Below are 13103 nucleotides of genomic sequence, written 5' to 3' on the forward strand. Positions count from 1 at the left end.
CGGCACGGGCTCACGCTCACACCCACCCGCCACGGCTCACGGCCTCGGCGCCGATGCCCCCCGGCCCGTCGCCGTGCCCTTCACCGCGTCCAGCGCGTACACGCAGCGGTCCTTGCTGCACGCGTACACGACCCCGCCCCGTGCCACCGGCGAACCCGTGATCTCGCCGCCCGTCGCGAGCTTCCAGCGCAGCTGGCCGCCCGTCGCGTCCAGCGTGTACAGGACGTGGTCCGCCGAACCGAAGTGCACCCGGCCGTCGGCCACGACCGGCGTACCGGTCAGCTCACCGCCCGCCGCGAACCGCCACTTCGGCGTCCCCGTGACCGCGTCGAGCGTGTACAGCGCACTGCCGCTGCCCACGTGCACGTTGCCGTCGACGACGAGGACCGGCTCGATCGACTGGCGGGACTCGGTCGCGATCCGCCAGCGGTCCTGCCCCGTGGTCGCGTCCAGCGCGTACACCGTGCCCAGGTAGTCGGCGAGATAGACCCCGCCGCCCGTGACGGCGGGCCCGGGCGCGAAGGCCGGCGGCGAGAGGAAGACGGCGGGCGCCTCGAAGTGCCAGCGGACATGACCGCCCGCGATGTCGACCGACAGCACGCGCGTCCCCGCCGCCACGTACACGCAGCCGTCCTCCGCCGGAGCCACCCGCACCGGCACGTTGCCGCACGAGGCGGCGTCGCCGACCGGGTACGACCAGCGCTCCGCACCCGTACGGGCGTCCAGCGCCTGGAGCCGGGCGTCGCGCCACACGTACACCGTGTCGCCGTGCACGGCGGGCCCCGCCTCCGGGGTCTCGAAGTCGGTCTGCGCGCCGGTGATCTCCCACAGCTTGGCGCCGTTGGAGGCCTCCCAGGCCTGCACCCCGCCGCCCCGGGTGCCGGTGACGACCGTGCCCCGGTCGACCTTGAGGGAGTACACCCAGGCGTCCGTCTGGAGCCGCCAGCGCTCACTGCCGTCGGTCGCGTCCAGCGCGTAGAGCGTCGGTCCGTCGGAGGCGTGGATGCGGCCCTGGGCCACCGCCATCGACCAGGCGACGTCCCGCGTCTTGAACTGGCGGCGGCCACTGGCCACGTCCAGGGCGTGCACCTCGAACGAGGTCACGTAGAGCAGGTCGCCGGCGACGACCGGGGTGCCCCAGACGTCGTTCGACATCCGGAAGCGCCAGGGCCGCCAGTGCGAGGGCTCGGGCGTGGCCTCCGGGGCCGGGGCGGGTACGGACAGCGGGCGGGAGCCCGGCGGAGGGCCGGGTTCGGTGCCGTTGACACCGCCGCCGGGCGGGCGGATCCAGCCGGTGGCCGTGCCCGCGTCGGCGATCGGGCCGAGCGCGGCGCGGGTGTCGGCGACCCGGGGGCCCGGGCCGATCGGGACCGCGGCACCGGCCAGCCGTACGGGACCGGCCTCCGCGGGAGCGGCGTGCCGGCCGCCGCCGTGACCCGGACGCGGGTCGGCGCCCTGGCCCGGACGCGGATCGCCGCCCCACTCCGGGGCCTGGCGGGGCGGGCGCGGCGGGGCGGGCGGAGCGACCGGGGGCGGCGGAGGGCTCGGACGGCCGCCGCGGCGCGTCTCGATCATGGCGGTGGCGGACTGCGGCAGCCAGGCCGACGCCGTACCGCTGTCGTCGCTGCCCGGACCGAACAGATGGGGCGCGAGCTGGGCCTGCAGATCGGCCGGGGAGGGACGGCGGGAGACGTCCATCTGCATACAGGACTCGATCAGCGGACGCAGCTCGTCCGGCAGCCCTTCCAGGTCCGGACCCTCCCTGAGCAGCATGAACACCGTCTCGACGGGGTTCGCGCCATGGAAGGGAGCGTGGCCGGTGGCGGCGAAGACCAGCATCGAGCCCAGGGAGAAGACGTCGCTGGCGCCGGTGACGCTGCGCGAGTCGCGGGCCTGCTCGGGCGACATGTACGCGGGCGTGCCGACGGCGACGTTGGTCATGGTCAGCCGGGTGTTGGAGACCCCGGAGGCGATACCGAAGTCGATCACCCGGGGGCCGTCCTCGACGACGAGGACGTTGGACGGCTTCAGGTCGCGGTGGACCAGGCCCGCGCCGTGGATGGACTGCAGGGCCTCGGCGACCCCGGCGGCCAGCCAGCGCACGGCCTGGGCCGGCAGCGGCCCGCACTCGTTCACTATCTCTTCGAGGGAGGGCGCGGGTACGTACGCGGTGGCCAGCCACGGCACGGCGGCGCGCGGGTCGGCGTCGACGACGGCGGCCGTGTAGAAGCCGGACACGGCCCGCGCGGCCTCGACCTCACGCGTGAAACGGACACGGAACAGCTGGTCCTCGGCGAGCTCGGTCCGCACGGTCTTGATCGCCACGCGCCGCCCGGACGCCGAGCGCGCGAGATAGACCAGCCCCATGCCGCCTGCACCGAGCCGGCCCAGCACCTCGAAGGGCCCGATCCGTCTCGGGTCGTGCTGCGTCAGCTGCTCCACTTGCCTGCCACCTCCCCGTACGGGCCATGAGAATACGGCCCCGTGGCCCTGATTCTTCCTGTCCGAGGCGACGGTTGCGAACCCGGGGGCGGATCGGGGTGTCTCAGCGCATTTCGTCGGAGGCGGCAGTGGCCCTTTCGGCCGATTCGGCGCTTTCGTCGGCGTCGCGCACGGCCGGTACGTCCGCGGCCCGGCCGGAAGCCTCGCGGGACGTCTCACCGGGCGTCTCACGGGACGCCTCACCCGATGCGTCCCCGACGGCCGCCTCCGCACGCCCGTCCGCACGCCCGTCCGTTGGTCCGTCCGTCCGCTCGTCCGTCGGTCCGTTCGCACGCTCGTCCGTCGGTCCGTTCGCACGCCCGTCCGTCGGCTCGTCCGTCGGCTCGTCCGTCGGCTCCGACAGGACCGCGAACCGGGCGCCCTGGTTGTCGCGCAGGACCGCGATGCGGCCGTGCGGGGTGTCGAAGGGCGGGTTGGTGACCCGGCCGCCGAGGGAGACGGCGGTCGCGCAGGCCGCGTCGCAGTCGGCGACGGCGAAGTAGAGGAGGACGTGCCCCGGCATCTCGGCCGGGAACGCGTCGGTGAGGACGGCCCGGCCGCCGAACGCGGTGTCGTCGCCGGGGCGGGAGCCGGGCGGGGACCAGACGCGGTAGTCGAAGCCGCTCTCCCGCCCCTCCTCGCCCGCGTCCACCTGACGGCCGAGGTAGCCGAAGACGGAGGCGTAGAAGGTGTCGACCGCGTCCGGCTCCCTCGTAGAGACCTCCATCCAGCAGAAGGAGCCGGGGAGCATCGTCTTCTCGAAGCCGTCGTCGTCACCGGCCTGCCGCAGCCCGAAGACCGCACCGCCGGGATCGGCGGCGAGCGCCAGCACACCGAAGGGGCCCACGGGGTACGGATCCATGATCATCTGCCCGCCGGCCGCCTTGATCCGGGCCGCGAGCGTGCCCGCGTTCGCGGTGGCGAGGAAGACGGTCCAGGTGGTGGGCATCCTGCCGTCCCGCTTCGGTACGAGCCCGGCGACGCGCTTGCCGCCACTGAGGGCCTCGTCGCGGTCCGGGTCGAAGGTCCAGCCGAAGAGCTCGCCGTAGAACCGCTTGCCAGCCTCGAGGTCGGGGAGCTGCGCCTCCACCCAGCAAGGGGTGCCCTCTGTGAATACGGCCATGGCTCCACGCTAGGTCCGGGGGGCGTACCCCGCACGCCCCATAATCGAACATACCGCCATATAGGGAGGCGCCGAACCCGGCGTCCCGTGAGTTGTCCACCGAAGTTGTCCACAGGCTGTTAATAAGCCTTTTCGAGTGGAGGCCGGTCTTCCGCCCCTCCGGAAGGCGCCGGGGAGGGGTGCACCCCATTTGCAGTCGGCCGAATCGCGCGCCGATCACCCGTCGGTAAGCTGACGGCATGACAGGACAAGTACGCACCGTCGACGGCCGCGTGGCCGGACGACGCGGCCAGGCGACGCGGCAGAAGCTGCTCGACTGCCTCAGCGAGATGCTCAGCTCCTCGCCGTACCGGGACGTCAAGGTCATCGACGTGGCCCGGAAGGCGGGCACTTCACCCGCGACGTTCTACCAGTACTTCCCCGACGTCGAGGGCGCAGTCCTCGAGATCGCGGAGGAAATGGCGAAGGAGGGAGCCGCGTTGACCGAACTGGTCTCCGGCCGCTCCTGGGTCGGCAAGGCCGGCTGGCAGACCTCCGAGGAACTCGTCGAGGGATTCCTGGACTTCTGGCGCAAGCACGACGCGATCCTGCGGGTCGTGGACCTCGGCGCCGCGGAGGGCGACAAGCGGTTCTACAAGATCCGCATGAAGATCCTGAACTCCGTGACCAACTCCCTCACGGACACCGTGAAGGAGCTCCAGACGAAGGGCAAGGTCGACAAGGACGTCAGCCCGGCGGCGATGGCGGGCTCCCTGGTGGCGATGCTGGCCTCGGTCGCCGGACACCAGAAGGGCTTCCAGACCTGGGGCGTGAAGCAGGCCGAACTGAAGCCGAATCTGGCGCTGTTGGTGCACCTGGGCATCACGGGCAAGAAGCCGACGAAGTAACCGGCACGCCCCGCCCGCCCGCACCCGTTCCTCGTCCGTCCTGTCGCGCCGGCGGCGGTCCCTTCGTGAGACCGCCGTCGGCGTTCCGCTGTCCGGCGGCGGGCGTGATCGCGGCGCGGCGCGGGATCACCGTCTCGTCAGCCGGAAGAGCCTGATCTCCCGGTCGATCCGCGCCTGGTACGTCGCGTACGGCGGCCAGAATCCGAGCACCGCCCGCCAGGCCTCCGCCCGCTCCTCACCGGCCAGCGGCTCCGCCCGCACCGGAATCGTCTCGCCGCGCCAACTCACCTCCGCGTCCGGGTGTTTCAGCAGGTTCGCGGTCCAGGCCGGATGTCCGTCGCGCCCGAAGTTCGACCCGATCAGGAGCCAGGTCCCGCCGGGCTCCGGCATGCACGCGAGCGGGGTCACCCGCGGCTGCCCCGACCTGGCGCCCTTCGCCGTCAGGACGACCCCGGGCAGCATCCGGGCGCTCAGCAGCACCTTCCCGCGCGTCAGCCGGTGCACGGCCCGGTCCATCGCCGGGATGAAGTGCGGGGCGACCTTCGCGAACGTCCTCGTGGACGACACCTTCTGCATCAGACGCACGCCGACGGGCATCAGGCCGCCACCTCTCCGAAGAGGCCCGTCGCCTGGGCCGCCCGCTCGCGCAGCCGGCGAGCGGGCCCGAAGAGCAGCTCGTCGGCGGTCGCCCGTTTGAAGTACAGATGCGCCTCGTGCTCCCAGGTGAAGCCGAGGCCGCCGTGCAGCTGGATCGTCTCTCCGGCGACCGTCCGCAGCGCCTCCAGGGCGGCCGCGAGGGCCAGCGCGCCCGTCCCCGGCTCCCGGGCCGCGCCGTACGTCAGCGAGCGCGCGGCCTCCACCTGGACGTACAGGTCGGCGACCCGGTGCTTGACCGCCTGGAAGGAGCCGACCGGCCGCCCGAACTGTTCACGGGAGCCGACGTACTCGACCGTGCGGTCCAGGGCGGCCTGGGCCGCGCCGACCGCCTCGGCCGCGAGCGCCACGGCCGCCGTCCGGCCGGTCGCGACGAGCGCGCCATGGACGTCGACCGGCTCCTCGCCGAGCCACTCCGCTTCCACATCGCGCAGTTGGACCGACGCCTGGGTGCGGGTCGCGTCCAGGGTCGGCTGCCGGTGGCGGACGAGTCCGGCCGCCTCCCCCCGTACGAGGAAGAGCAGGGTCCGGCTCCGCGCGAAGCCGCCGGCGTGGGCGGCGACCAGGAGCAGGCCGGCGCTGTGCCCGTCGAGGACCTGGGTCGCCTCCCCGTACAGCTGCCACCCCGCGCCGGCGGTCCGCGCCTGGACGCCACCGGCCCGTCCGCCGCCGGCGACCCACGAGCGGTTGTCGCCGGTCAGCCCGAGGGCGACGGCCAGCGAGGCCCCGGGGACGGCGAGTGCGCAGGTCAGGGATCCGTCGGCGATACGCGGCAGGAGGTCGGCGCGCTGCCGTTCGGCGCCGAGTGCGCGGATCAGGGGGGCGGCGAGGAGGGCGGTGGCGAGGAGCGGCGAGGGGGCGAGGGCCCGGCCGGTCTCCTCGCAGGCGAGGGTGAGTTCGGCGGGGCCGCAGCCGACGCCTCCGTACTCCTCGGGCAGGGCGAGCCCGGGCAGTCCGAGGGTGCCGGACATCCGGTTCCACAGGTCGGTGTCGTACCCCTCGGGGGTGGCGACGGCGGCGCGGACCTCGGCGGGTCCGGAGCGTTTGGCGAGCAGTTCGCGCAGGGTGCGGCGGATCTCGTCCTGCTCCGCGGTGAAGGCGGCGTCCATGGGGCTCCCCTCCGTATCTGACGGTCCGTCATGTTAGGGTGGACGGAGGAAGAATCCCAGTGTCTGGAGGGACGGGATATCACCACCCCGCCCCTCGACACGCGGATCCGCCGACCCGCCGAGCCGCCGCCCCGCCGTCCGGCGCGCCGGTCGTCCTCGACCGCCCGCCGACCCCCGCCCGTTCAGCAGGCGTCGCCCGGCGCCTTGGCCGTCGCCCGCAGCAGATCCCGTACGAGGGTGAAGTCGACGCGCTCCGGGCGCCGGAAGCGCAGGCATCCCTTCCCCATGTCCTGGTCGGCGAGCCGCTCCTCGAAGGCCTCCCGGACGTCCGGCCGCATCAGATAGAAGGAGAGGTACTGCTTCTGCGCGGCGAAGGCGATCTCCGGCTCCCCGCCCGGCCGCCGGTACGCGGGCATGCCGTAGGCCATGACCTCCTCGAAGCCGTGCAGCTCGGTGCGGCAGAGCTCGCGCAGCCGGACCAGCACCGTCAACCGGTCCGATTCCACGAGCTCGGCGAGGTAGCCGTCGACGTCTTCGGCCGTACTTCTCGCCATCCGACTCTCCCTATCTGATGTACCGTCAGATTCATGCCCACCACTTCACGGAACCGCGCCGGACGCCGCGTCGCCGTCGTCGGCATATCCCTCTCCGACTGCGGCCGGGTCGACGAGGCCACTCCCTACACTCTGCACGCCCAGGCCGCACGCCGCGCCCTCGCGGACAGCGGCCTCGACCGCTCGGTGATCGACGGCCTCGCCTCGGCGGGGCTCGGCACCCTCGCACCGGTCGAGGTCGCCGAGTACCTGGGGCTGCGCCCCCGCTGGGTGGACTCGACCGCCGTGGGCGGCGCCACCTGGGAGGTCATGGCCGCCCACGCGGCCGACGCCATCGCCGCGGGCCACGCCGACGCCGTCCTGCTCGTCTACGGCTCGACCGCCCGCGCCGACATCAAGGCCCGGCGGCGCACGTCGAACCTCTCCTTCGGGGCGCGCGGCCCCCTGCAGTTCGAGGCCCCGTACGGGCACACCCTGATCGCCAAGTACGCGATGGCCGCCCGCCGCCATATGCACCAGTACGGGACGACCCTGGAGCAGCTCGCCGAGGTCGCCGTCCGGGCGCGGGCGAACGCGGCGCTCAACCCGGAGGCCATGTTCCGCGAACCGGTCACGGTCGACGAGGTGCTCGGCGGCCCGATGATCGCCGACCCGTTCACCAAGCTCCACTGCTGCATCCGCAGCGACGGCGGCTGTGCGGTGCTGCTCGCGGCCGAGGAGTACGTACCGGACACGGCGAAGGCGCCGGTGTGGATCCTCGGCACGGGTGAACACGTCTCGCACACCACGATGTCGGAGTGGGAGGACTTCACCGTCTCCCCGGCGGCGGTCAGCGGCCGGCTCGCCTTCGAGCGGGCGGGGGTGCGGCCGGAGGACATCGACCTCGCGGAGATCTACGACGCCTTCACGTACATGACGCTGGTGACCCTGGAGGATCTCGGGTTCTGCGCGAAGGGCGAGGGCGGCCCGTTCGTCGAGGAGAAGGACCGGCTGCCGGTGAACACCGACGGCGGCGGACTCTCCGCCTGCCACCCGGGCATGCGGGGGCTGTTCCTGCTGGTGGAGGCGGTGCGGCAGCTGCGCGGAGAGGCGCCGGGGCTCCAGGTGCGCCGGGCGGACGGGAGCCTGCCGGAGCTGGCGGTGGCGTCGGGGACCGGGGGCTGGTTCTGCTCGTCGGGGACGGTGGTCCTGGGCCGGGGGTGACCGCCGGCCCCGGGATCCATGGAGACCTGGGCCGGGGTGACCGCCGGCCCCGGGATCCATGGAAACGGATCTACGCAAGCGCCATGATCTATACAAGCGTCCTAGACAAGCGTGTAAGACATCCGTACAGTCGTGGGTGCGGGGCCGCCGTGGCCCCGCGCCGTCCGACGAGGAGTCCCGCCATGACGCACCCGCCCGCGAGCCAGACGGTCCTCATCTCCGGCGCCTCGGTCGCCGGACCCGCCCTCGCCCTCCTGCTCCACCGCCACGGCTTCACCCCCACCGTCGTCGAGCGCGCCCCCGGACTCCGCACCGGCGGCTACAAGGTCGACATCCGCGGCACCGCCGTCGAGGTCTGCCGCCGGATGGGGATCCTCGACGCGATCCGCGCCGGCTCCACCGGCATGGACGGCGGTTCGTACGTCGACTCCCGGGGCCGTACGGTCGGACGGCTGCCCGCCGAGATCTTCGGCGGCCGGGTCGGGCAGGACGACGAGATCATGCGCGGTGACCTCGCCCGGATCCTCTACGAACGGACCCGCGAGGACGTCGAGTACGTCTTCGGCGACTCCGTCACCGGCCTGCACGACGACGGCGACGGCGTCGACGTCACCTTCGAGAGCGGCACGCGCCGCCGCTTCGACCTGGTGGTCGGCGCGGACGGCATGCACTCGAACACCCGGCGCCTCGTCTTCGGCGACGAGCGGCGCTTCCGGCGGTACCTGGGCGCGTACATCTCGATCTTCACCGGCCCCGACCGCCTGGGCCTCACCCGCTGGGAGACGTACCACGCGCGCCCGGACAAGCTGGTCTGCGTCTACAGCACCGCGGGCGAGCTGGCGCACACGGCGAAGAACTGCTTCGTCTTCGCCTCCCCCGGGGAGCTGTCCTACGACCCCCGGGACACCGACGCCCAGAAGCGGCTGCTCGCCCACGCCTTCGCGGGCGACGACTGGGAGATCCCGCGGCTGATCGCCGACGCGGCCGGCGCCGACGACTTCTACTTCGACGCGATCGCGCTCATCGAGATGGACCGCTGGTCGAGCGGCCGCGTCGTCCTCCTCGGCGACGCGGCCCACTGCGCCTCCCCCGCCTCCGGCCAGGGCACCGGCCTCGCCCTCACCGGCGCGTACGTCCTCGCGGGCGAACTCGCGGCGGCCCACGGCGACCACCGCGCGGCCTTCGCGGCGTACGAGCGCGTGATGCGGCCGGGCGTGGAGCTCAACCAGCGGTTCGCGGCCCGCTTCGCGAAGGAGATGACGCTCTCCTCACGCTGGAGGATCGCCCTGCGCATGCTCATGGTGCGCACCCTCCCCCGGACCCCCTGGAAGAACCTGATCGCGAAGAAGATCCGCGACGACATCCAGCGGGCCGCGACCGCGGTGCCGCTCGGGGAGTACCCGGCCTTCCCGGCTACGCCTTGCGTGCCTCGATGAGGAAGCGCGTCGCGTGGGCGACGAACGGGCCCTCGCGCTCGATCCGTTCGTGCAGCTCACGCAGCCGGTCCCGGTACGCCTCCACCGTGAAGCCGGGCACCATCCAGATCACCTTCCGCAGGAAGTACACGACCGCGCCGATGTCGAAGAACTCCGTCCGCAGCGACTCGAAGCGCAGGTCGGTCACCTCCAGGCCCGCAGCGCGGGCCTGCGCGCTCTCGTCGTCGGGGTGACGGCCCCGCCGGACCTCCTCGGACTGCGGCCCGAGGAAGAACTCGACCAGCTCGAAGACCGAGGAGTGGCCGACGTGCTGGGCCGTGTACGTGCCGCCGGGGCGCAGCACCCGGGCGATCTCGGACCACCACACGGTCGCCGGGTGGCGGCTGGTGACCAGGTCGAAGGCGGCGTCGGCGAACGGCAGCGGCGGCTCGTCCGGGTCGGCGACGACCACGACGCCGAGGGGGTGCAGCAGCCGGGTGGCCTTGACGATGTTCGGCGGCCAGGACTCGGTGGCCGCCAGCACGGCGGGCTTCCCCGCTCCGGTCCGCAGCGCACCGGCCAGGACCTCACCACCGCCGGTCTGGACGTCCAGCGCGGCCGAGGCCTCCGCGAGGCGCTGGCCCAGGATGCGCTGGAAGCCCCAGGAGGGGCGCTCCTCGGTGGCGCGGCCGTCGAGCCACGAGAAGTCCCAGCCGGACACGGGCGCTGCCTCGGCCTCACGGACCAGGTCGTCGAAGGAAGATGCCATGGGCCCATCATGATGGGCCCATGACCGACTTCGACCACACCCTCCGCTCCCTGCGGGTCTGGGACACCGAGCTGCCCGTCTTCGACCCCGCGACGGCCCCCGCCGAGCCCCTGCCCCTCTTCCACGACTGGTTCGTCTCGGCGGCCGAGGCCGGGCAGGTCGAGCCGCACACGATGTCCCTGGCGACCGTGGACGAGGACGGCCGGCCCGACGTCCGCACCCTGATGCTGCACGGCGCCGACGAGCGCGGCTGGCACTTCGCCTCGCACGCCACCAGCGCGAAGGGCCGCCAGCTCGCCGCCCGCCCCGAGGCCGCGCTCGGCTTCTACTGGCCCCGCCAGGCCCGCCAGGTCCGCATCCGCGGCCGCGTATCGGCCTCCCCGCGTGACGAGGCCTACGCGGACCTGCACGCGCGCTCCACCGGGGCGCTGGCCTCGGCGCTCGTGGGCCGCCAGAGCGAGGCGCTGGGCTCGCTGGACGAGCTGCGCCGGGTGAGCGAGGCGGCCTGGGAGCGGGCGGAGGCGGAGCCGGGAGCCCATGCCGAGAGCTGGACGCTCTACGTCCTGGAACCGGCCGAGGTCGAGTTCTTCCAGGGCGACGAGCGGCGCCGGCACGTCCGGCTGCGCTACCGCCGGGGCGGGGCATCGGGCTGGGTACGGGAGTTGCTCTGGCCGTGACCGGCGGCGGGGGCGCACCATGAGAGGAGGAGGTGTGAGAACCATGGGTATGTACATGGACGTCCACCGGAACATGAAGGGGATCACCGCCGACGAGCTGAAGGAAGCGCACGCGGCCGACCTCGCGATCGAGAAGGACGAGGGCGTCCACTTCGAGAAGGCCTGGGCGGACCCGGATTCCGGCACGGTCTACTGCCTGTCCCACGGACCCTCGGCCGACGCGGTCCAGCGCATTCACGCCCGTACGGGCCACGCCGCCGACGAGATCCACGAAGTGAGCCTCATGGTGTGACGACCGCGTCCTCGCCCCCGTACATCCCCTCGATGTCGCGGGCGAAGTCGCGCAGGACCGCGCCCCGCCGCAGCTTCAGCGAGGGCGTCAGATGGCCGCTGGTCTCGGACCACTCCGCGGTCAGGACGCGGAAGGCGCGGATCGACTCGGCGCGTGACACCAGCCGGTTGGCGTCGTCCACGGCCCGCTGGAGCGCGGCGAGGAGTTCCTCGTCTCGGGCGAGCTTCCAGAGCGCGATGTGGTCCTTCTTCCGCATCCGCCGCCAGTGCACGAGCCCCTCGTGGTCGAGGGTGATCAGCGCGGTGATGTACGGACGGTTGTCGCCGAGGACCATGCACTGGCCGACCAGCGGGTGGGCGCGCAGCCAGTCCTCCAGCGGGGCCGGGGTGACGTTCTTGCCGGCCGAGGTGATGAGGATGTCCTTCTTCCGGCCGGTGATCCGCAGATAGCCGTCCTCGTCCAGCGCGCCCAGGTCCCCGGTCGGGAACCATCCCTCGTCGGTGTAGGGCAGGGCGACCCCGCGCTGGGCGTCCCAGTAGCCGGCGAAGACATGGCCGCCCTTGAGCCAGACCTCGCCGTCCTCCGCGATCCGCACCGCTGTGCCGGGCAGCGGCCGGCCGACGGTCCCGGTCCGCGGCCGGCGCGGCGGGGTGACCGTCGCGGCGGCGCAGGTCTCCGTCAGGCCGTACCCCTCGTAGACGTCGACGCCCGCCCCCGAGTAGAACTCCGAGAGCCGGGCGCCCAGCGGTGACCCGCCGCAGATCACGTGCCGGACCCGGCCGCCGAGGGCGTCCCGGATCCGCCGGTAGACCAGCGGGTCGTACAGCGCGCGGGCCGCCCGCAGCCCGAGGGACGGCTCGTCCTCGTGCCCGTACCGCTGCGCGACGCGGGCCGCACGGTCGAAGGATCCGGCCCGGCCGCTCCGCTCCGCCGTCGCCCGGGCGGAGTTGTACACCTTCTCCAGGACGTACGGGATGGCCAGCAGGAACGTGGGCCGGAAGCCGGCCAGGTCGGCGAGCAGGTCGTTGTTCTCGATGGACGGTGCGTGCCCGAGCCGTACCCGCGCCCGTACGCAGCCGATCGCGACCATCCGGCCGAAGACGTGCGCGAGGGGCAGGAAGAGCAGCGTCGACGGGACCTCCTTGCTCACCTCCCGGAAGACGGGGTGGAGAAAGGCGATGGCGTTGTCGACCTCGGCGAAGAAGTTGGCGTGGGTCAGGGCGCAGCCCTTGGGGCGGCCAGTGGTGCCCGAGGTGTAGATGAGGGTGGCGAGGGTCTCGGGGGTGAGCAGGCCGCGGCGCGAGGTCACCGCCTCGTCGGGGACGTGCGCCCCGGACGTGCGCAGATGGTCGACGGCTCCCGCGTCGAGGACCCAGAGGGGGGCGAGGCCGGGCAGTCCGCGGCGCTCGGTGGAGACCATCCGCCCCTGGGCCGCGTCCTCGACGACACAGGCGGTGGCCCCGGAGTCCTGGAGGATCCAGCGGGTCTGGAAGGCCGAGGAGGTGGGGTAGACGGGGACGGTGATCAGGCCGGCCGCCCAGGCCGCGAAGTCCAGGAGCGTCCACTCGTAGGTGGTACGGGCCATGAGGGCGAGCCGGTCACCGGGGCGCAGCCCCGCCGCGATCAACCCCTTGGCCACCGAGTGCACTTCGGCGGCGAAGGCGGAGGCGGTGACGTCCTCCCAGCTGCCGTCGCGCCGCTTACGGCCGAAGACGACGGAGCGCGGGTCCGCGCGGGCGTTGTCGTAGGGGATGTCGGCGAGCGAACCGCGCCGGACCGGGGGCGCGAGCGGGGGCACGGAGGCCTCGCGCGCCCTCCCGGCGACGACGGTGACGTACGGCTGCGGCTCGTTGTCGGACACGTGCGGCTCCTCGGTCGTCGGGATGGACACCGGCTACTGACCTACGAGTAACCTTACTTTTCGGTAAATCTAAGACCG

Annotated in this window: 12 protein-coding genes; 5 read left to right on the plus strand and 7 right to left on the minus strand. The window is 73.1% G+C overall.

The window, feature by feature from the left end; translation table 11 throughout:
* Positions 1 to 36 precede the first annotated feature (36 nt).
* Positions 37 to 2442: a PQQ-binding-like beta-propeller repeat protein gene (locus tag M5362_RS24765; RefSeq protein WP_260229934.1), complete on the minus strand. Its 2406-nt coding sequence runs from the start codon at positions 2440 to 2442 to the stop codon at positions 37 to 39.
* Positions 2443 to 2545: 103 nt separating this feature from the next.
* A complete protein-coding gene (locus M5362_RS24770; RefSeq protein WP_374214521.1) occupies positions 2546 to 3604 on the minus strand; it encodes a VOC family protein in 1059 nt (352 codons plus the stop codon).
* Between the two features lie 239 nt (positions 3605 to 3843).
* Here M5362_RS24770 and M5362_RS24775 point away from each other — a divergent pair, with 239 nt between their 5' ends.
* A complete protein-coding gene (locus tag M5362_RS24775) occupies positions 3844 to 4491 on the plus strand; it encodes a TetR/AcrR family transcriptional regulator (RefSeq protein WP_260229935.1) in 648 nt (215 codons plus the stop codon).
* Between the two features lie 126 nt (positions 4492 to 4617).
* On the opposite strand, the gene M5362_RS24780 is transcribed toward M5362_RS24775, so the two are convergent.
* The 3 genes from M5362_RS24780 to M5362_RS24790 all read right to left on the minus strand — a co-directional run bounded on the left by M5362_RS24780 (position 4618) and on the right by M5362_RS24790 (position 6808).
* The gene (locus tag M5362_RS24780; RefSeq protein WP_260229936.1) at positions 4618 to 5088 is read right to left on the minus strand and encodes a nitroreductase family deazaflavin-dependent oxidoreductase; all 471 of its coding nucleotides are present in this window, start codon (positions 5086 to 5088) and stop codon (positions 4618 to 4620) included.
* Positions 5088 to 6254, minus strand: a complete 1167-nt coding sequence (locus tag M5362_RS24785; RefSeq protein WP_260229937.1) for an acyl-CoA dehydrogenase family protein — start codon at positions 6252 to 6254, stop codon at positions 5088 to 5090. The genes M5362_RS24780 and M5362_RS24785 overlap by 1 nt, the downstream gene beginning before the upstream one ends.
* A 182-nt stretch (positions 6255 to 6436) precedes the next feature.
* Positions 6437 to 6808 (minus strand): iron chaperone, encoded by a 372-nt coding sequence (locus tag M5362_RS24790; RefSeq protein WP_260229938.1) that lies wholly within the window; start codon positions 6806 to 6808, stop codon positions 6437 to 6439.
* 33 nt (positions 6809 to 6841) lie between these two features.
* On the opposite strand from M5362_RS24790, the gene M5362_RS24795 reads away from it, so the two are divergent.
* Both M5362_RS24795 and M5362_RS24800 read left to right on the plus strand, forming a co-directional pair.
* A complete protein-coding gene (locus M5362_RS24795) occupies positions 6842 to 8011 on the plus strand; it encodes an acetyl-CoA acetyltransferase (protein ID WP_260229939.1) in 1170 nt (389 codons plus the stop codon).
* Between the two features lie 182 nt (positions 8012 to 8193).
* A complete protein-coding gene (locus tag M5362_RS24800) occupies positions 8194 to 9447 on the plus strand; it encodes an FAD-dependent monooxygenase (protein WP_260229940.1) in 1254 nt (417 codons plus the stop codon).
* Here the strand turns inward: M5362_RS24800 and M5362_RS24805 are convergent.
* Positions 9425 to 10195 (minus strand): methyltransferase domain-containing protein, encoded by a 771-nt coding sequence (locus M5362_RS24805; protein WP_260229941.1) that lies wholly within the window; start codon positions 10193 to 10195, stop codon positions 9425 to 9427. The genes M5362_RS24800 and M5362_RS24805 overlap by 23 nt on opposite strands.
* A gap of 20 nt (positions 10196 to 10215) precedes the next feature.
* Here M5362_RS24805 and M5362_RS24810 point away from each other — a divergent pair, with 20 nt between their 5' ends.
* The gene (locus tag M5362_RS24810) at positions 10216 to 10872 is read left to right on the plus strand and encodes a pyridoxal 5'-phosphate synthase (RefSeq protein WP_260229942.1); all 657 of its coding nucleotides are present in this window, start codon (positions 10216 to 10218) and stop codon (positions 10870 to 10872) included.
* Between the two features lie 43 nt (positions 10873 to 10915).
* A complete protein-coding gene (locus M5362_RS24815; protein ID WP_260229943.1) occupies positions 10916 to 11164 on the plus strand; it encodes an SCO4226 family nickel-binding protein in 249 nt (82 codons plus the stop codon).
* On the opposite strand, the gene M5362_RS24820 is transcribed toward M5362_RS24815, so the two are convergent.
* On the minus strand, positions 11154 to 13025 hold the full coding sequence (locus M5362_RS24820; protein WP_260229944.1) for a long-chain fatty acid--CoA ligase: 1872 nt from the start codon (positions 13023 to 13025) through the stop codon (positions 11154 to 11156). The two genes, M5362_RS24815 and M5362_RS24820, sit on opposite strands and share 11 nt — an antisense overlap.
* Between the last annotated feature and the right edge of the window lie 78 nt (positions 13026 to 13103).

This window comes from Streptomyces sp. Je 1-79 (assembly GCF_025195125.1).
GTDB lineage: Bacteria > Actinomycetota > Actinomycetes > Streptomycetales > Streptomycetaceae > Streptomyces.